The 18,008-nt window shown below is 69.4% G+C and carries 14 protein-coding genes; 9 read left to right on the forward strand and 5 right to left on the reverse strand.

Going from position 1 to position 18,008, the window contains the following annotated elements:
• Positions 1-132: 132 nt before the first annotated feature.
• Together ACFFQA_RS13780 and ACFFQA_RS13785 are read right to left on the reverse strand one after the other, a co-directional pair.
• Entirely contained in the window at positions 133-1,116 is a 984-nt protein-coding gene (locus tag ACFFQA_RS13780) for a hypothetical protein (protein ID WP_377852289.1), read from the reverse strand.
• Between the two features lie 52 nt (positions 1,117-1,168).
• Positions 1,169-2,575: a DHA2 family efflux MFS transporter permease subunit gene (locus ACFFQA_RS13785; RefSeq protein ID WP_377852291.1), complete on the reverse strand. Its 1,407-nt coding sequence runs from the start codon at positions 2,573-2,575 to the stop codon at positions 1,169-1,171.
• 81 nt (positions 2,576-2,656) lie between these two features.
• On the opposite strand from ACFFQA_RS13785, the gene ACFFQA_RS13790 reads away from it, so the two are divergent.
• Positions 2,657-3,043, forward strand: coding sequence for a winged helix-turn-helix transcriptional regulator (locus ACFFQA_RS13790; RefSeq protein WP_377852293.1), 387 nt, complete (start codon positions 2,657-2,659; stop codon positions 3,041-3,043).
• 70 nt (positions 3,044-3,113) lie between these two features.
• Here ACFFQA_RS13790 and ACFFQA_RS13795 read toward each other — a convergent pair whose 3' ends face one another.
• Positions 3,114-5,792, reverse strand: a complete 2,679-nt coding sequence (locus ACFFQA_RS13795) for a glycosyl hydrolase 2 galactose-binding domain-containing protein (protein ID WP_377852295.1) — start codon at positions 5,790-5,792, stop codon at positions 3,114-3,116.
• Positions 5,793-5,904: 112 nt separating this feature from the next.
• On the reverse strand, positions 5,905-8,553 hold the full coding sequence (locus ACFFQA_RS13800) for a glycosyl hydrolase 2 galactose-binding domain-containing protein (protein WP_377852297.1): 2,649 nt from the start codon (positions 8,551-8,553) through the stop codon (positions 5,905-5,907).
• A 193-nt stretch (positions 8,554-8,746) separates the two neighbouring features.
• Between ACFFQA_RS13800 and ACFFQA_RS13805 the strand changes: the two genes are divergently transcribed.
• The 4 genes from ACFFQA_RS13805 to ACFFQA_RS13820 all read left to right on the forward strand — a co-directional run bounded on the left by ACFFQA_RS13805 (position 8,747) and on the right by ACFFQA_RS13820 (position 12,865).
• Entirely contained in the window at positions 8,747-10,405 is a 1,659-nt protein-coding gene (locus tag ACFFQA_RS13805) for a glycosyl hydrolase family 28-related protein (protein ID WP_377852299.1), read from the forward strand.
• Positions 10,406-10,517: 112 nt separating this feature from the next.
• Positions 10,518-10,901, forward strand: coding sequence for a sterol carrier family protein (locus ACFFQA_RS13810; protein WP_377852301.1), 384 nt, complete (start codon positions 10,518-10,520; stop codon positions 10,899-10,901).
• Between the two features lie 70 nt (positions 10,902-10,971).
• Entirely contained in the window at positions 10,972-12,276 is a 1,305-nt protein-coding gene (locus ACFFQA_RS13815; protein ID WP_377852303.1) for an MFS transporter, read from the forward strand.
• 103 nt (positions 12,277-12,379) lie between these two features.
• Entirely contained in the window at positions 12,380-12,865 is a 486-nt protein-coding gene (locus ACFFQA_RS13820; RefSeq protein WP_377852304.1) for a hypothetical protein, read from the forward strand.
• An 81-nt stretch (positions 12,866-12,946) separates the two neighbouring features.
• Here the strand turns inward: ACFFQA_RS13820 and ACFFQA_RS13825 are convergent, their stop codons facing one another.
• Positions 12,947-13,516, reverse strand: a complete 570-nt coding sequence (locus ACFFQA_RS13825) for a VanZ family protein (RefSeq protein WP_377852305.1) — start codon at positions 13,514-13,516, stop codon at positions 12,947-12,949.
• A gap of 244 nt (positions 13,517-13,760) precedes the next feature.
• On the opposite strand from ACFFQA_RS13825, the gene purF reads away from it, so the two are divergent.
• From purF to ACFFQA_RS13845, 4 genes are all read left to right on the forward strand, one after another.
• Positions 13,761-15,311 (forward strand): amidophosphoribosyltransferase, encoded by a 1,551-nt coding sequence (gene purF, locus ACFFQA_RS13830; protein ID WP_377852631.1) that lies wholly within the window; start codon positions 13,761-13,763, stop codon positions 15,309-15,311.
• A 46-nt stretch (positions 15,312-15,357) separates the two neighbouring features.
• Entirely contained in the window at positions 15,358-16,443 is a 1,086-nt protein-coding gene (gene purM, locus ACFFQA_RS13835; protein WP_377852632.1) for a phosphoribosylformylglycinamidine cyclo-ligase, read from the forward strand.
• 199 nt (positions 16,444-16,642) lie between these two features.
• A complete protein-coding gene (locus tag ACFFQA_RS13840; protein WP_377852306.1) occupies positions 16,643-17,167 on the forward strand; it encodes a SigE family RNA polymerase sigma factor in 525 nt (174 codons plus the stop codon).
• Positions 17,164-18,006, forward strand: a complete 843-nt coding sequence (locus ACFFQA_RS13845) for a hypothetical protein (protein WP_377852307.1) — start codon at positions 17,164-17,166, stop codon at positions 18,004-18,006. Before ACFFQA_RS13840 ends, ACFFQA_RS13845 begins: the two co-directional genes overlap by 4 nt.
• Positions 18,007-18,008 lie beyond the last annotated feature (2 nt).

The raw sequence follows: 18,008 nt of genomic DNA on the forward strand, positions 1-18,008 counted from the left end.
CGCCGATGATGGCGGGTTCCAGGGCTGAGTAGTCGTAGTCCAACTCCGGCAGAACGTAGGGGGCCATCTGATGATCTCCTCATCCTCGACAACGCTGACGAGGAGATCATCAGACCTCCACTTCGCTTGAGGTCAAGCGTGACGGCCGACACCCAGGCGGCGCAGCCAGAACTCGTCGCTGCCCTGGCCGAGCTGGTCAAGACGACCGCTGAGAACGTAGATGCCGCAGCGCCCGCGCGCCATCGTGGTCGGCGCCGGGTCGCTCCACGCCTGCGAGGCGGTGAGCGTGGCGGTGGCCCAGTCGTCCTTGGAGGCCAACGTGATCACGCGGTTGGCGGAGGTGTTGTCGATCGCGTGCAGTGCGCCGTCGTGGTCGAGCAGCAGCCCGTCGGGCGCGCCGATCGCCTGGTCCACGGTGACCCGGGAGAGCGCGGTCCCGTCCAGCTTGTACAGCGCGCGCCCGGACGAGTGCGCGATCAACAGGTATCCCTTGGGGTGCAAGACGATTCCGTTCGCGCCGTTGCCGGAGCCCGTCGGCATCAGCCGGTCGTCGCGCAGCAGCACGGTCGCGGGGCCGCTGAGCGGGACCCGGTAGACCGCGCCGCTGTAGGAGTCGGTGACGTACGCGGTGCCGTCCGGCGCGAGCGCGATGTCGTTGCCGAAGTGCTTGCGCGCCGGGTCGAGCGCCCCCAGGTCGTGGTAGGCGATCCGCCCGCCGGTGCGCAGGTCGTAGACGCCGAGCCCGGCGGTCTTGTTCAGCGTCGCCGGTGAGGTCCTGGTGCCGATCGCCACGTCGCCGTTGGCCACGAGGACGCGGCCGCGCCTGACGTCGACGGCCAGCCCCATGGTGGTGATCAGCTGCGGGTCGTCGACGAGCGTGCGCACCGTGCCGTCCGGGTTGGCGACGGAGACGGTGCCGTGCCGGACGGACCCGACCAGGAACCGGTCGCGGGTCGGGTCGAATGCGACGCCCTCGGGGTGCAACCGGGGCGCGGAACCCTGCACCACTTCCGGACAACGTCGGGACTGCTCCGCCGCGGCCGGGGTCGCCGGGACCGCGGTGAGTCCGAGCACGGCCACTGCGGCCAGCCCGGCGAACACGCTTCTCTTCGCCATACCCATCTGCTTAATACCCCTTGTCCCACAAGGGAACCCTTCGCACGGTGGATCAGCTCCGCCTGGTGGGCCGAAGGGCGACGGAGAGCGCGAGCGCTGCGGCCACGAGGACGGCGCCGATGGTGAAGCCGAAGTGGTATCCGCCGAGGAGGGCTTCGCGCAGCGGTTGACCGGACGAGGACAGCGTCGCGGTGCGCGTGGCCGCCAAGACCGCGAGCACGGAGAGTCCGAGCGCGCCGCCGACCTGGGCCGTGGTGTTGACCAGGCCGGAGGTGAGGCCGGAGTCCTCCGGGGTGGCGTCGGACATGGCCAGGCCCATCAGCGCGGGCATCGCCGTGCCGAACCCGACGCCCAGGAACAGCATCGCCGGGAGCACGTCCGCCAGGAAGCCCGCGTCCGCCGGTGCCCGGCCGAGCAGCACCATCCCGGCCAGGATCAGGGCCAGGCCCGCGACCAGCACCGGGCGCTCGCCGAAGCGGGTGTTCAGCCTGGCGGACAGGCCGAGCGAGATCGCGCCGATCGACACCGCCACCGGCAGCATCGACAGCCCGGCCCGCATCGAGTCGTAGCCGAGGACCCGCTGGAGGTAGAGCACGACCAGGAACTGGAAGCCGAACATGGCCGCGATCAGCAGGACCTGCACGAGGTTGGCGCCCGCGACCGTGCGCGAACCCAGGATCCGCAGCGGTAGCAACGGGTTCGCCGCTCGCGCCTGGCGCACCAGGAAGCCGGTCAGCAGCGCGACCGACAGCGCGCCGAAGCCGAGGGTGTGCGCAGAACCCCAGCCGTGGCTCTCCACCTCGACGATCGTGTACACCCCGAGCATCAGCGACGACGTCACCAGCGCCGCGCCGAGGACGTCCGCGCCCCTGCCGAGACCGATCCCGCGCTCGCCGTCCAGGAACCGTGCCGCGGCGAGGAAGGTGGCCACCCCGATCGGCACGTTGATCAGGAAGATCCAGTGCCAGCTTGCGGACTGCGTCAGCACCCCGCCCGCGAGCGCGCCGATCGAGCCGCCGGAGGCCTGGACGAAGCTGAACACGCCCAGGGCCTTGGCGCGCTCGCGCGGCTCCGGGAACAGCGTGACGATCATGCCCAGGATCACCGCCGAGCTGACCGCGCCGCCGACGCCCTGGACGAAGCGGGAGACGAGCAGCACCTCGGGGCTCCACGCCAGGCCGCACAGCACCGAGGCGACCGTGAACACGGCGAGCCCGCTCAGGAAGACCCGCTTGCGCCCCAGCAGGTCGCCGAGCCGCCCGGCGAGCAGCAGCAGGCCGCCGAAGGGGATCAGGTAGGCGTTGACCACCCAGGCCAGGCCGGACGGGGTGAAGCCGAGGTCGCCCGCGATCGCGGGCAGCGCCACGTTCACCACGGTCTGGTCCAGGATGATCATGAGGGTGCCGGCGCACAGCGCGGCGAGCGAGAGCCACCGAGAGCGGACGGCGAGGGTTTCCACGGCGCTGACCTCCATAGGTGCACGACTTGTTACGGAGGCCATGCTCTGTGACTATGGGGATCCGCGGAAGGAGGCACTTTCATGTCCCAGAGGAACATCGGTGTGACCCACCAGGAGTTCGTCGAGGAGGCGTGTCCGATCGTCGAGGTCATCGACCACGTCGCGGGCAAGTGGAGCATCGGCGTCCTGGTCGCGGCAGCGCACGGCCCGGTCCGGTTCACCGAGCTGGAGCGGCTGGTCAACGGCATCAGCAGGCGGATGCTCACGCTGACCCTGCGCAAGCTGGAGCGCGACGGACTGTTGGTCCGCACGGTCTACCCGACCGTTCCGCCCAAGGTCGAGTACACCTTGACGGACATGGCCCGCGAGCTCCACGAGTCCCTGGCGTCCCTGGTGGACTGGGCGGAACGCCACCGCACCGCCATCACGGCGGCCCGCCGCACCTACGACGCCACCACCACGCCCTGACAACCTGCCATTCGCGGGCTTATGGACGTGTTCGGCGCTGCCGAGAGGTCCATAAGCCCGCGAATGGCTGTCATGACAGGGGGGCGGGTAGGTCGTGGTGGGGGGAGTTCCAGCCGGAGAGCTGGATGTGGGGGACCTTGCCGCCCAGGTCGGAAACCCGGTACTCGACGGTGAGCGTGGTCTGCTCGCCGGGCCAGAGGGTGACGTAGTTGTCGCTCCAGGTGGCGGGCGTGACCTGGTTGCCGCCGGGTCCCTGGCGCAGGCTGGCGCGCTGGAAGAACGCCACGGTCTTCGAGTCGTTGCGCAGGGTCACCTCGGTGGTGATCTTGTCGCCGCGCACCCGCGACCTGGTGTCCTTGGTGGACAGCCGGGTGGCCGGAAGGTCCTGGAGCCCCTTCATGTCGCCGTACTCGACGGTGGGGGAGTGCCACCAGGTGACCTTGCTGTGGTCCACCTTGTCGTCCTTTGTGGACAGTGCGTAGACGTTGCGGTCAACGACCTTGCCCGCCTTGTCCTTCAGCACCAGCCGGACGAAGTACGCGCCGTCGACCCCGGCGGGCTTGGCCACGGTCATCGCGCGCACCGAGGCGTTGGCCTTCGCGGTGACCTGCTTGCTCTCCGACGAGAGCACCTTGCCCGCGAGGTCGAGCGCCGCGGCCTCCACGGTCAGCCCGGCCACGTCGTCCAGCCCGGTGTTCACCAGCGCGATCGAGCGGTCGTCGTAGGAGTACTGCGCGTGCAGCGGCCGAAGCCCCTTCTTGGCGCCGAAGTACGACCCGTTGGTGCCCATCTCGTAGTCGTAGAGGTGCCAGTACAGCGTCGGCCACGCGTTGTTGAGCATCCAGTAGATGACGCCAGTTGACGGCTTCTCCGTCGCGGAGAAGTCCCGGCCGTAGGCCTCGAACTGCGCGCGGTTGGCCTCGTAGTTGGACAGCTGCGCCTTGCGGAGGAAGTCCGCGCGGTCCTTGATCGGCCCGTAGCGGTTGGTGATCGCGGTGGTGAGGTCGGTCAGCTTCGAGAAGACCTCCTTCTTCGCCAGGTGGTAGTGCGCCTGGTCGGGCTTGCGCCAGAGGTCGTCGATCTCGGCCTCGGTGAGGAACTTCCGCAGGCTGTCCAGCTCCGGGATCATCGGACCGGGTCCGACCTCGGACGCGAAGCCGTAGTTGCCGCCGTTGCGCTTGTCGTACCAGTAGTTCGGCGGGATCCACCAGTACGGCCCGTCCATCTTCATCCCGGCCTCGCCCAGGATCGGCGGGGGCTGCTGGGAGGACGGCCTGCGCGCTGCGGAGGGCATCACCGGCACCCGGAAGTCGACCTTGTGGAAGGCGTCCAGGTAGAGCTTCTCGATCGCGGCGGTGGCGTAGTTGTCGCTGCCGATGAAGAACGCCAGGATGCTGGGGCTGTTGACGAACCTGCGAGCCTCGGCCGTTGCGGACGCGGCGGCGACGCGGTTGTCCTCCTCCGTCCACGGGTGGGTGGGGTTCTTCTTCGCCCACGCCTCCCACTTGGTGCAGCACTCCCAGCCGGGCATGAGCATGATGCCCATGCTGTCGGCCAGCTCCAGCAGCTCGTGGTCCTCTTCCTTGCCCTCAAGGCGGATCGTGTTCAGCCCGAGGTCCTTGACGTAGCGCAGCTGGTCGGCGAGGCGGCCGGGCTGTGTGCGCAGGAACAGGTCCGACGCCCAACCGCCGCCGCGCACGCCGAAGTCCCTGCCGTTCACCGTGAACTTGCGGTAGCCCTCCGGCGTCAGGAAGGAGCCGACGTCGCGGATGCCGAACTTGCGGCTCGCCCTGTCGGAGTCGCCCACGTTCATGTTCAGCGTGTACCTGGGCTGGTCGCCGAACTGGGCCGGCCACCACACGCGCGGGTTGTCGATCCGGACCGGTGCGAACTCGACGGTCCTGGTCTCCTTGGGCGCCAAGGTGATCCGCTGCTCGAAGCGGGCGCGCTCGATGTCGCCGCCGACCGTGGTGGTGACGCCGCGGTCGGTGTTGTTGCGGACCTCTGCCTTCACGGTCACGTCCGCCCTGCGCATGTCGGGCAGGTGCAGCTTCGGCAGCGCGCGCGGGTCGAGCAGCGAGACCGGGCCGGTCGTCGTGAGGTTCACGTCGCGCCAGATGCCCATGTTGTTGTCCGGGGCGACCGGGCTCCAGTCCAGGAAGCTGACCGTGAGGTCGCGGAACGGGTCGGCGGGCATCGCCTTCACCGCGAGCGCGTTGCGGCCGGGCCGCAGGAGGGCGGTGACGTCGAACTCCTGCATCGGGTACGCGCCGACGACCTTGTCCGTCCCGGCGAGCTTGGTGCCGTTGAACCACACCTCGCCGCGCGAGATCACCCCGCCGTTGAGCCGCAGGAAGGTGTGCCTGCCCGGCGTGGGTGTCGCGGTCAGCTCGCGGCGGTACCACCAGGGGACCTGGAAGTCCTTGGCATCGGCCTTCTGCAGGTTCGTCGAGTAGTTGACGTCCGGGTACTTCTTGTTGGCGATGAGCCCGGCCATCACGGTCGAGCGGGCGGGCACCCGCAGCCAGTCCCGTTCCGGGAAGCCGGGAACGGAGATCCGGTCGCCCTCGACGACGAGTCCTGCCGAGGTGCGCATACGCCAGTCCGGCACGGTTGCCGTCTGACCGGGGGCGGTTGGCGCGCTGAAGCCCGCCGCTCGCTCGTCCTGCCACGCGAGCGCGGCGGGGACGGGTGCGAGCAGCGCGACGCCGAGCGCGGCGGCGAGCCAGGGGGCCTTGCGTCGGAACATGAGCGGCACTTTTCCCGCGTGAACCGATTTCGACAAGGGTCCTAACGAAGTAAATCTTTAACCCACCCGGTGCGCCGCTCGTCCGGAGCGGCGCACCGGGTTGAAGTGCGGTTCAGCGCAGCGGCGCGGCCACCTCCGACTTCGGCACGTTGTGCCCGGAGAGCTGCACGTGCGGGACCTTGCCGTTGAGGTCGGCGACGCGGTAGTCGGCCTTCAGCGTGATCGACTCGCCCGGCCACAACGTCACGTAGTTGTCGCTCCACGTGGTCGGCAGGACCTCCGCCCCACCGGCGCCCTGGCGCAGCGACGCACGCAGGAAGAACGAGACCTTCCCGCCGCCGCCGTTGTTGGTCACCGTGACCGTGGTGCTCGCCGACTCACCACTGGCGGTCGAGCTCGCCGTCGCGGTCACCGAGCCCTGCGCGAGGCCGTTGAGCCCCTTCAGGTCCGCGTACTCGGTCTGCGGTGTGTGGTACCAGGTCGAAGCCGCGTAGTTGAGCTTGTCCGCCTTCGTCGACAGCCAGTAGACGTTGCGGTCCACGACCGTGCCTGCGGAGTCCTTGAGCAGCAGCCGCACGAAGTAGGTGCTGGACAGGCCGCTCGGCTTCGGCAGCGTGCCGGCGCGGACGGACGCGTTGCCCTTCGCCGTCACCGGCTGCGAGACATCAGCTTTTTGTGCGCCGTCCAAGTTGAACACAGTTGCCTGCACAGTCAGACCGCTGACGTCCTGCAAGCCGGTGTTCATCACGGCCAGCGAGCTGTCGTCGTAGGAGTACTGGACGTGCAGCGGCCGCATCGCGGTCTTCGCGCCGAAGTACGAGCCCGCCGTCGCCAGGTTGTAGTCGAACAGGTGCCAGTACATCGTCGGCCAGGCGTTGTTGAGCATCCAGTAGATGACGCCCGTTGACGGCTTGTCCTGGTCGGACCAGTTGCGGCCGAACGCCTCCAGCTGCGCGCGGTTGACCTCGTAGTTGGCCAGCTGTGCCTTGCGCACGAGGTCTTCCGGGTTGGCGGGCTTGCCGTAGCGGCCGTCCAGCGCGGTGCCCCAGAAGGAGAGCTTGCTGAAGGTGTCCGACGGCGCGAGGTGGTACTGCTTCGCGTTGTAGTCGGTCAGCGCGTTGATCTCGTTGGGGGACAAGAACTTCTTCAGGCTGTCCAGCTCCGGGACGGTCGGGCCGGGGCCGACCTCGGACGCGAAGCCCGACGCACCGCCCTTGTCCTTGTTGTACCAGTAGTTCGGCGGGACCCACCAGTACGGGCCCTCCATCTTCATGCCGGGACTGCCCAGCTGCGGGGAGCTCAGCGCCTTGGCCGAGGAGATCACCGGCAGGTTCCACTCCGCGCGCTTGAGCGCGTCCAGGTAGATCTTCTCCTGGGTGGCGGGCGGGGCGTAGTCGCTGCCGATCAGGAAGCCGATCATGCTGGGGTGGTTGCGAACCCGCCGCGCCTCGCTCTCCGCCGACTCCCCGGCGACGCGGTTGTCCTCCGCGGTGAAGGTGTCGTACTTCTCCCACTTCGAACAGCACTCCCAGCCGGTGAGCAGCATGATGCCCATCCGGTCGGCCATGTCGTACAGCTCGTCGTTCTCCGGCTTGCCCTCAAGGCGGATGGTGTTCATGCCCATCGCCTTGGTCAGCTTCAGCTGGTCCTCGATCTTGCGGAGGTCGGTGCGCAGGAACAGGTCCGACGCCCAGCCACCGCCACGGACCAGGAACGGCTTGCCGTTGACGGAGAACTGCCGCCCGCCCTGCACGAGCTTCGACTCGACCTCGCGCACACCGAAGGTCGTCCTCGCGGTGTCCGAGGCGGCGCCACCGGCGGTCGCGGTCAGCGCGGCCTCGTACAGCGGCTGCGCACCCATCTGGAACGGCCACCACACGCGGGGGTTGTCGAGCTTCACCGTGAACGTGGCGGTCTTGGTCTGCTTGGCGCCGAGGGAAACCGTCTGCCGGAAGCTCTGCCCGTCCACGGTGCCGGAGACCTCGGCGGTCTGCTGCTGGTCGGTGTTGTTGCGCGCGTCCACCTTCACGGTGATGTTCGCGTTGGCCAGGCTCGGCAGCGGGAGGTCGCTGTCCACTCGGAGGTTGCGCAGGGACACCGCACCGGAGCTCGCCAGCGCGACGTCGCGGAACAGGCCCTGGTTGCGGTCGGGCGGGAACTGCGCCCAGTCGATGAAGTGGATGGTCAGGTCCCGATCCGGGTTGACCGAGTCCGCTCGGAGCGCGATCGTGTTGTCGCCCTTGCGGATCAGGCTCGTCACGTCGAACTCGTGCGTCGGGTACGCGCCGATGACCTTGTCTGTGCCCGCGATCTTGGTGCCGTTGAGCCACACCTCACCGCGCGCGAGGATGCCGCCGTTGAGCTTGAGGAAGGTGTGCGTGCCCGGCGCCGGGTCGGCGGTGAACCCCTTGCGGTACCACCAGGGCACCGTGAACTGGGCCGTGTCGACCTGCTTCATGGTGGTCGAGTAGTTGAGGTCCGGGTAGCGGTTGTTGGCGATGAGCCCGGCCATCACGGTCGAGCGCGCGGGGACCTTCAGCCAGTTCACATCGTTGAACCCCGGGCGGGAGATCGCGGCGCCGCCCGCCGTCGCCGTGCGCGAGGTCTGCATCCGCCAGTCGGGGATCGTGCGGACCTCACCGGCCCTCGCGGGGGCTGCCGTGGTGGCGTGCTCCTGCGCGGCGGCCGTGGTCACGGGCAGCAGGGGGACGACGAGGCCCAGGCCGACCACGGCCGCGAGCCAGCGAAAACGTCGGGACATCAGCACTCCTGGCGACCATGGCGGCGGCGGTCAGGGCTAATCCGGTAACACTCTTGCCGGTTTCACGGCGCTTTGACAAGACGTCTTACGAATGAGCTGCCTCGGGGAAAGCCCTTCCCAAAGCTGCCCGCTTTGGGGAAACTCCTGGTCAACCAAACCGCCGCCCCGTGTTTGGGACCAGGAGACTCACTCGATGCTCTCTCGCAGGACGTTCCTCTCCGGTGGTTTGGCTGCGGCTGTCGGCTACCACCTGCTCCCCGCACCGGCGTCCGCCGCACCCGCGCCGGAGTCCCCGTTGTGGCGGGAGTTCGTCCGGACTCCGTACACCCACCCGCAGATCCCCAACGTCTCGTTCGCCGGGTACCGCTACGGCGCAGAGCCACCGCGCGGACCGGTGCGCGCCAACGTGCTGAGCTACGGCGCGAAGCGTGACGGCTCCGCCGACTCCGCGTCCGCGATCAACCAGGCCATCGCCGAGGTCGGCAAGCGCGGCGGCGGCGTGGTCACGTTGCCCGCCGGGACCTACCGCATCGACGACATCGTGCAGATCGGCTACGACAACGTCGTGCTGCGCGGCGCGGGCAGCGGCAAGACGATCCTCTACGGCACGCGCTCCCTGGAACAGATCGTCGGCATCAACCGCAGCCGCTACGGCTCGGAGAACTCCGCGTGGAGCTGGGCGGGCGGCCTGGTGTGGGTGTGCCACCGCGACCGCCACCGCGACCTGGTCGGCGCGATCAAGGCGAAGAAGTGGCCGATGGAGGGCTGGATCGGCAACGAGGGCGACCAGTCCTCGCTGCTCGCAATGGTTTCCGTCGCGGCGAAGCGTGGCGACTTCGAGCTGACCGTCGCCGACGCCGGTCGCCTCAGCGCCGGTCAGCGGGTGTTGCTCCAGGTCGACGACGACGCGAACTACGGTCTGCTCAAGCACATGTGCGGCGACGTCCCCGGCACCGCGGGGTACACGTGGTCGGACAAGGACAAGCTGTTGTCCTACCGTCCGTTCCAGTGGCCGGTGCGCATCGAGTCGGTGCGCGGCAACAAGGTCCGCCTCGAACAGCCGCTGCCGTTGGACGTCCGCCTCGGCTGGAAGCCGCGCCTGACCACGTTGACCCCGCCCGTCGTCGGAGCCGGGGTCGAAGGGCTGACGATCCAGTTCGTCAAGACGCAGCGCCCGGTTCACTTGCAGGACAAGGGTTACAACGGTCTGGTGTTCCAGTGCGCGTGGGACTGCTGGGCCGACGACGTGTCCGTTGTGGACAGTGACAACGGCTTCCTCTTCGTGGCGGCCAAGAACGTCACGCTGCGCAGGACCCGGGTCGCCGGGCGCGGTCAGCACCACTCGTACGCGTGTCGCGAGCAGGCGCACGACAACCTGGTGCAGGACTTCGGCATCGGCAAGTTCACCGAGCCCGCTCCGCCGGGGGCCGGACACCACGGCATCAACGTGGAGGGTCTGTCCTGCGGCAACGTGTGGTCGCGCGGACGGATGGAGGCCGGGACCTTCGACACCCACCGCGGCCTGCCGTTCCACAACGTGCGCACCGAGGTGGAGATCTTCAACGACGGCAACCACGGCGGCAGCGCGAACGCGGGACCGTTGTACGGGGCCAGGTTCACCCACTGGAACGTCAAGGTCACCAACGAGCGCGCGGGCTGCGTGAAGATCGACCACGTCGCCCCGTGCAGCGCGACGGTGGGCATCTCCACGGTGCGCGAGTTCGGCCAGATCGACAAGCCGGACTTCTCGGGCGCGTTGAACTCCCGCCTGGAGAGCTACGGCACCACGGACGTGAACCCACCGAACCTGTACGAGGCCCAACGCCGCCTCCGCACCCGAGGTCGCCGCTGACGGAGCCCGAGGCCGCGTCAAGCGCCTGCGGGGCGGGTACTTGACGCGGTCTTGGTTCGGCCACTGCCGCAGTGCGGGCGACCGAACAGCGCAGAGCGGTTAGCCTGGTGCGATGTCGCTTCGGAAGGCTGTGGACCCCTACGAGCTGCGCAATGCCGTGGCCGAGGTGATGCCGTGGCTGGAGGGCGGGCCGCGGCCGGACCGGAAGGTGCTCGCCGCCGCCGTGCGGCTGAGCCTGCGCTCGCTGGAGCTCACCGCGCCCGGCCACAGCGTCGAGGTGCGCGTGGCCCCGTTCGCCGCCGTGCAGTGCGTTCCCGGCCCCCGGCACACCAGGGGAACGCCGCCGAACGTCGTCGAGACCGATCCGCGCACCTGGCTTGAGCTGGTCGTCGGCCGCGTGGGGTGGGACGAGGCGCTGGAGGACGGGCGCATCGACGCCTCCGGAACCCGTGCCGACGTGTCGCCGTGGTTGCCGTTGCTCCGGTTTGCTCCCTGAGCCGTAAACCGTTGTCCGAAGCCGGTCGCTGAGGAAGAGTGATCCGGTCGTCGGTCGACGGGAGCGCACAGTGTCGGATCAGGTCAGTACCCGGAGCGAGCAGAGCGAACGGCCGTCGTTCCGGCGGCTCGCGGTCGCCTGCGGTGTCGGAACCTCGCTGGAGTACTACGACTTCTTCGTCTACGGCACGGCGTCCGCGCTGGTCTTCGGCACCTTGTTCTTCCGGGCCCAGGACCCGCTGGTCGCGGCGATCCTGGCGTTCTCCACCTTCGCCGTCGGGTTCCTCGTGCGCCCGCTCGGCGCGATCGTGTTCGGCCACTTCGGTGACCGCCTCGGCCGCCGCAGGATGCTGGTGCTCAGCCTTGGCGTCATGGGTGTCACCACCGCGTTGATGGGCCTGCTGCCGACCTACGCTGCGATCGGCGTCGCGGCCCCTCTGCTGCTGGTGCTGCTGCGCGTCGTGCACGGCTTCTCCGTCGGCGGCGAGGCAGGCGGCGCGGCGCTGATGGCCGTCGAGCACGCACCGCCCGGCAAGCGCGGGCTCTACGGCAGCCTCGTCACCATCGGCTCGCCGATGGGCGCGTTCCTGGCCAACGGCTCGTTCGCGCTGGTCATGTTGCTGCCCATGGAGGACGTGCTCTCCTGGGGCTGGCGCATCCCGTTCCTCGTCGGCGTCGTCGTGGTGCTCGTGGGTGTCTTCGCCCGCCGCAAGCTGCACGAGACCCCGGTGTTCCAGGACCTCACCGAGAAGAAGGCCACCGAGCGGCTGCCGCTGATGACGGTGCTGCGCAAGGAGGGCAAGCAGGTCCTGCTCACCGCCGGGGTGAACCTGGGCTTCAACGCCTTCGTCTTCATCCTGTTCGTCTTCCTGCTCACCTACGGCAAGGAGACGCTGAAGCTGCCCAGCTGGGTCATGCTCGTGGCCACCCTGGTCGGCTGCATCGCCCAGGTGATCTCGATCGTCGGGTTCTGCGCGCTCACCGACCGCGTCGGCCGCAAGCCGGTGATGCTCGCGGGCGCGGTGTTCTGCGCGGTGTTCCCGTTCCCGCTGTTCTGGATGGTCGACACCGCCGACACCGGGCTGATCATCCTGGCGATCGCCATCGCGTTCGCCGGTGGCGGCGCGATCTTCGGGCCGATGCTGAGCTACTTCTCCGAGCTGTTCGGCGCCGCGCACCGCTACACCGGCGTCGGCATCGGCTACCAGCTCGGCGCGGTGCTGGGCGGCGGCTTCTCGCCGCTGATCGCCACGGCGCTGCTGAAGGCCGGTGGCGGGTCGATGGCGGTGGCGACCTACGTCGCGGCGGCCTCGCTGATCAGCGTCGGGTGCATGCTGGCGCTGCCGGAGACGGTGCGTCGCGGGCAACCGGAATGAGTCGGACTTGATGCCCTGAATCGGGGAAGGCGTCATTACACCCGATATTTGCCACCCATTCGCGGAGTCGCCGATAGTTGTCCGGACACGCATGATGATCGGTATGTCCCGACGCTTGTTGATCGTGCTCGCCGCGCTTGTCCCGTTCTTCGGCCTCGCCGCGCCCGCATTCGCGGCGCCGGCCGATCCGATGGAGTTCTGCTCGGAGTTCACCGATGACGACCAGGAGGCGATGGCCGGTTTCGCCGGTAAGACCTGCCTGGTCCGTGACGAGGCGAAGCTCAAGGTCGTCGTGAAGGGCAACTGCCGGTGGTTCTACGGCTTCTACTGGGGCCGACCGCCGCTGAAGTGCAAGTCCGTCGACGGCAAGTACACGATCACCTCGCCTGCCGGAGTGCGCGCCGAGGCGTCGATGACCGGCAGGGAGAGCAACGAGGCACAGGTCGACGCGATGGGCGAGGCATTCGCGTGCGTCGCCGGGAAATACAAGCTCGACGTGTTCTACAAGGTCGAGATGATGGGTTTCTCCGGTAAATGGTCGCGTGCTGTGTCCAAACAGCGCCAGCTCGAAATCGACGCGACCTGCTGAGAGTTCAGCGGGGCTCACTGACTCCGGTGGGGTGGTCGTCCGGTGCCTCCGGCCACTCCACCGGTCTTTTTCTGTGCCGGGTCAGTTGCCCGTCCAGCCGTTCATCACCAATGGCTCCTGCTGCTGAGGTCGCACGTGCCGTCGTGGACGGCGGCCGACCAGCAGCCAGGCGACACCCGCGGCGAGGATGCCGCCGAGCGCGTTGTTGAGCATGTCCTGCGTCTCGCAGGCGCCGACCCCGGACATCGCCTGGTAGAGCTCGATGCCGATCGCCAGTCCGACGCAGGCGGCGGCGACCGGGATGAACCGCTTGACCGCCAGGACGCCGAAGAAGGCGAAGGGCATCAGCATCACGAAGTTCAGCCGGGCCCAGGAGCCGGACAGCGAGAAGTCGTTCTGCGTGCACATGGCCCACGCCTCGCCGAGCGAGTCGGCGGTGCCGCGGCTGCCGCGCCGGACCAGGGTGGCCGCGAGCACCCCGCCGAGCGAGGCCAGCGAGAGCGCGGTCGCGATCTTTCCCCACCTCAGCAGCCAGGCGAGCACCAGCCCGGCCGCGCCGAGCACCAGGCACCCGACGAACGCCGCGAAGGCAACCTGGGGACTGCCGAAGATCCGCTCGGCCAGGTCCAGGTCGCGGGAGAAGTGCCGCATGCGGGCCCCCTCTGAAGAGTTTCGTCAACACCCACTTCCGTTAACTCGGACGTGTGATGCGGGCGGGAGTTGCCCCACGCCCCGTCCCCGGCACTCTCCGCACATCCGCGACCACGTCCGGCGATCACCCGAGGTCTCCGGAGGTGGCGGCCCCCACAAAGCCCGATGCCCGCCGTGGCCCGGACCGCGGCCCGGGGCACTTACACTTCAGGTGCAGTTCGATCCCGTCACGAGGGAGTTCTCGGTGCTCACCGACCCGACCCCATCGGATTCGGCCACACCCGACGCGCACCAGTACGACGATCCCGAGCGGGACATCCCGCGCGAGGAATGCGGCGTGTTCGGCGTCTGGGCCCCAGGCGAGGAGGTGGCCAAGCTCACCTTCTACGGCCTCTACGCACTTCAGCACCGCGGCCAGGAAGCGGCCGGCATCTCAGTAGGCGACGGCTCCAAGGTCGTCGTGTTCAAGGAACTCGGCCTGGTCAGCCAGGTCTTCGACGAGCAGGTGCTGTCCTCGCTGCGCGGCCACGTCGCGGTCGGCCACACCCGCTACTCCACCACCGGCTCCACCACCTGGGAGAACGCTCAACCGACCTTCCGCACCACCGCGACCGGCAGCGGGCTGGCGCTCGGCCACAACGGCAACCTGGTGAACACCGCCGAGCTGCTGGCCAGGTGCTCCGAGCAGGGCGTGAAGGCGACCGCGGGCGCCACCAGCGACTCCGACCTGATGTGCGGGCTGCTCGCGGCGGCCGCCGCGGACACCGGCATCGAGCAGGCCGCGCTGGACCTGCTGCCCACGCTGCGTGGCGCGTTCTCGCTGGTCTTCTCCGACGAGTCCACGCTCTACGCCGCCCGTGACCCGCAGGGCGTGCGCCCGCTGTGCCTCGGCCGCCTCGAACGCGGCTGGGTGGTGGCCAGCGAGACCGCGGCACTGGACATCGTGGGCGCCTCGTTCGTCCGCGAGGTCGAGCCGGGCGAGCTGCTGGCCATCGACGCCGACGGCCTGCGCTCCACGCGCTTCGCCAACCCCGAGCCCAAGGGCTGCATCTTCGAGTACGTCTACCTGGCGCGCCCGGACACCGCGATCTCCGGCCGGTCGGTGCACGCGACGCGGGTGGCCATCGGCCGCAAGCTCGCCGAGGAGCACCCGGTCGATGCCGACCTGGTGATCCCGGTGCCGGAGTCCGGCACCCCGGCGGCCATCGGCTACGCGCAGGCGTCCGGCATCCCCTACGGCTCCGGCCTGGTGAAGAACGCCTACGTCGGGCGCACCTTCATCCAGCCCTCGCAGACCATCCGCCAGCTCGGCATCCGGCTCAAGCTCAACCCGCTGCGCGACGTGATCCGGGGCAAGCGCCTCGTCGTCGTGGACGACTCGATCGTGCGCGGCAACACCCAGCGGGCCCTGGTGCGGATGCTGCGCGAGGCGGGCGCGGTCGAGGTGCACGTGCGCATCGCCTCACCGCCCGTGCGCTGGCCCTGCTTCTACGGCATCGACTTCGCCTCGCCCGCGGAGCTGGTGGCCAACGGGCTGGACCTGGACGGCGTGCGGCGCTCCATCGGCTCGGACTCGCTGGGCTACGTCTCGCTGGAGTCGCTCGTCGCCGCGACCGAGCAGCCCAAGACCCGGCTGTGCTCGGCCTGCTTCGACGGCGAGTACCCGATCCCGCTGCCGGACGACATGAAGATCGGCAAGCACCTGCTCGAAGGCATCGAGAAGGGCGTATCCGGCCCCGCCACCCCGGTCTCGCCCAGCGGCTACGGTGCCCAGGACGCACTGCAGCGCCCCTGAGTAATCCAGTTTGGACAATCCACTTTGGACGGAGCTTGAAGACGTGATCGCCCACACGGACAGCCAGAAGGCCACCTACGCCGCGGCCGGGGTGGACATCGAGGCAGGGGACGAGGCTGTCGAGCAGCTCAAGCCGTGGGCAGCCAAGGCGACCAGACCCGAGGTGCTCGACGGCATCGGTGGCTTCGCCGGTCTGTTCAAGCTCAAGCTGGACCGCTGGAAGGAGCCGGTGCTCGCCTCCTCGACGGACGGCGTCGGCACCAAGCTCGCGGTCGCGCAGGCCATGGACATCCACGACACGGTCGGCATCGACCTGGTGGCGATGGTCGTGGACGACCTGGTGGTCTGCGGGGCGGAGCCGCTGTTCCTCCAGGACTACATCGCGGTCGGCAAGGTCGTCCCCGAGCGCATCGCCCAGATCGTCAAGGGCATCGCGGACGGCTGCGTGCAGGCGGGCTGCGCGCTGATGGGCGGCGAGACCGCCGAGCACCCCGGCCTGATGGCGCCGGACCACTACGACATGTCCGCCACCGGCGTCGGTGTCGTCGAGGCCGACGCGGTGCTCGGGCCGGACAAGGTCAAGCCGGGCGACGTGGTGATCGGCATGGGCGCCTCCGGCCTGCACTCCAACGGCTACTCGCTGGCCAGGCACGTGCTGCTGGACATCGCGAGGATGCCGCTGACCGGGCACGTCGAGGAGCTCGGCCGCACGCTGGGCGAGGAGCTGCTGGAGCCGACCCGGATCTACGCCAAGGACTGCCTGGCGCTGGCCGCCGAGACCGACGTCCGGACCTTCGCGCACGTCACCGGCGGCGGCCTCGCGGGCAACCTGGGCCGGGTCATCCCGCAGGGCCTGACCGCAGTGCTGGACCGGGGCACCTGGAACCCGGCGCCGCTCTACGCGCTGATCGCGCAGCGCGGCCGCGTCGAGCGCGAGGAGATGGAGCGCACCTTCAACATGGGGGTCGGCATGGTCGCGGTGGTCGCGGCCGAGGACACCGACCGCGCGCTGGCGGTGCTGACCGCCCGCCACGTCCCGGCCTGGGTCATCGGCGAGGTCGGCAAGACCGCGGGCATGGACGTCGCCGAGGGCGACCGCGCCGTGCTGCGCGGTGACCACCCCCGCTTCTGACCCACGGCGATCCGTCGCGACGGGACCGGCTCACCCACGGGTGGGCCGGTCCCGTCGTGCGTTGTGGCCACCATTTCGGCGCGCCGATCGCGGCTGCTCAGGGGACCATGACCGGTGTGACCGGCCTCGCCGTTCCGCGTTGGCCTGCAACCCGGCGGTGCGCCGCCTCGTAGTAGCTGGTGACTGGAGGGAGTACCCAGTGGCCGCTGATCGCGACAGCGAGTTCGCCGAGTACATGGAAAGCCGGGCGGGCGTGATGCGCCGCACGGCCTTCCTGCTGTGCGGTGACTGGCATCGGGCCGAGGATCTGGTCCAGATCGCGTTGACCAAGATCTACGTGGCGTGGCCGAAGCTGAACCGCAACGGTTCGGTCGACGCGTACTCGCGCCAGGTGCTGGTGCGCAGCGCCATCGACGAGTCGCGCCGCGCGTTCCGCCGTCGGGAGACCCCGGTGGACGCGCTGCCGGAAGTGCCCGCCGACTCGCGCAGGCTGGACGAGGCCATGGACGTGCGCAAGGCGCTGGCGATGCTGCCCGCCGGGCAGCGCGCCACGGTCGTGCTGCGCTACTGGGAGGACCTCTCCGTCGAGGAGACCGCGAAGGCGATGCGGTGTTCGCAGGGCACGGTCAAGAGCCAGGCCGCGAAGGGCCTCGCCGCGCTGCGCCGCCTGCTGTCGAACACCGACGTCTTTGGCAGCCCCGCCGTTTTCGAGGAGCAGCGATGAGCCGCGAGATCCGGGACGACGACGACATCCGCGAGTTGCTCGGCGGCGTCCTCCAGATGGAGCCGCCGATGACCATCGACCGCGCGGCCGTGCTGAGCGCGGGCAAGCGCGCGTTGCGGCGCCGCAGGCTGGCCGCCGCGACCGGGGTCGCCGCCGGTGTCGTCGCCGTCGCGCTCGGCGCCACCGCGATCGCCGGGCCGTCGGCGCTGTTCGGCGGACCCGACCTCGGCCCAGCGGTGCCCGCCCCGCCGCGGCCGAGCGTCAGCGAGGTCGCTCCGACCATGAGGACGTCACCGGTCCCGCCCGCGACCACCAGGCTCGCCCCTCCCACCGCCGTGACGTCAGTGCCCATGACGAAGGGGGAGCTCAACGCCGCCGACCCCGTCGCCCAGCAGATCGCTGTCTCCTTCTCCACCATCTTCACCTCCCTGCACCCGCTGCCCTCCTGGGCGGAGCTGAGCCCGCGCGGTGCGCGCTTCCAGGTGACTCAGGGCGGACTCAAGCTGGTCGCGGACCTCAAGGACTCCCAGGGCGTCGGCTCCTTCCGGTTCGACGTCGTCAAGAACGCGCCGGCGGTCTCCTGCGCCGGGGCGACGGCGTCGACCTGCGAGACCCTGGAGCTGGATCCCACGCTGGATCGGCGGGTGACCGGCGTCTACACCGTCACCTCCTCGGGGCCCGTCGTCACCAACACACTGTTCGTGAACCGGTACGACGGGTTCCAGCTCGTGCTCTCCAGCACCAACCGGGGAAGCACGGGCGAGATGAGGCCGACGCCGACCCTGACCAAGGCCAACCTCATCAGCGCCGCCTTGGTCCCGGCCTACCCGTACTGGTAGCC

The organism is Allokutzneria oryzae (assembly GCF_042429765.1).
Lineage (GTDB): Bacteria > Actinomycetota > Actinomycetes > Mycobacteriales > Pseudonocardiaceae > Allokutzneria > Allokutzneria oryzae.

Coding starts and splice junctions, on each gene's coding strand:
- ACFFQA_RS13780 (WP_377852289.1), bottom strand. CDS start 1,116: ATGGCGAAGAGAAGCGTGTTCGCCGGGCTGGCCGCAGTGGCCGTGCTC.
- ACFFQA_RS13790 (WP_377852293.1), top strand. CDS start 2,657: ATGTCCCAGAGGAACATCGGTGTGACCCACCAGGAGTTCGTCGAGGAG.
- ACFFQA_RS13795 (WP_377852295.1), bottom strand. CDS start 5,792: ATGTTCCGACGCAAGGCCCCCTGGCTCGCCGCCGCGCTCGGCGTCGCG.
- ACFFQA_RS13800 (WP_377852297.1), bottom strand. CDS start 8,553: ATGTCCCGACGTTTTCGCTGGCTCGCGGCCGTGGTCGGCCTGGGCCTC.
- ACFFQA_RS13805 (WP_377852299.1), top strand. CDS start 8,747: ATGCTCTCTCGCAGGACGTTCCTCTCCGGTGGTTTGGCTGCGGCTGTC.
- ACFFQA_RS13810 (WP_377852301.1), top strand. CDS start 10,518: ATGTCGCTTCGGAAGGCTGTGGACCCCTACGAGCTGCGCAATGCCGTG.
- ACFFQA_RS13820 (WP_377852304.1), top strand. CDS start 12,380: ATGTCCCGACGCTTGTTGATCGTGCTCGCCGCGCTTGTCCCGTTCTTC.
- ACFFQA_RS13825 (WP_377852305.1), bottom strand. CDS start 13,516: ATGCGGCACTTCTCCCGCGACCTGGACCTGGCCGAGCGGATCTTCGGC.
- ACFFQA_RS13845 (WP_377852307.1), top strand. CDS start 17,164: ATGAGCCGCGAGATCCGGGACGACGACGACATCCGCGAGTTGCTCGGC.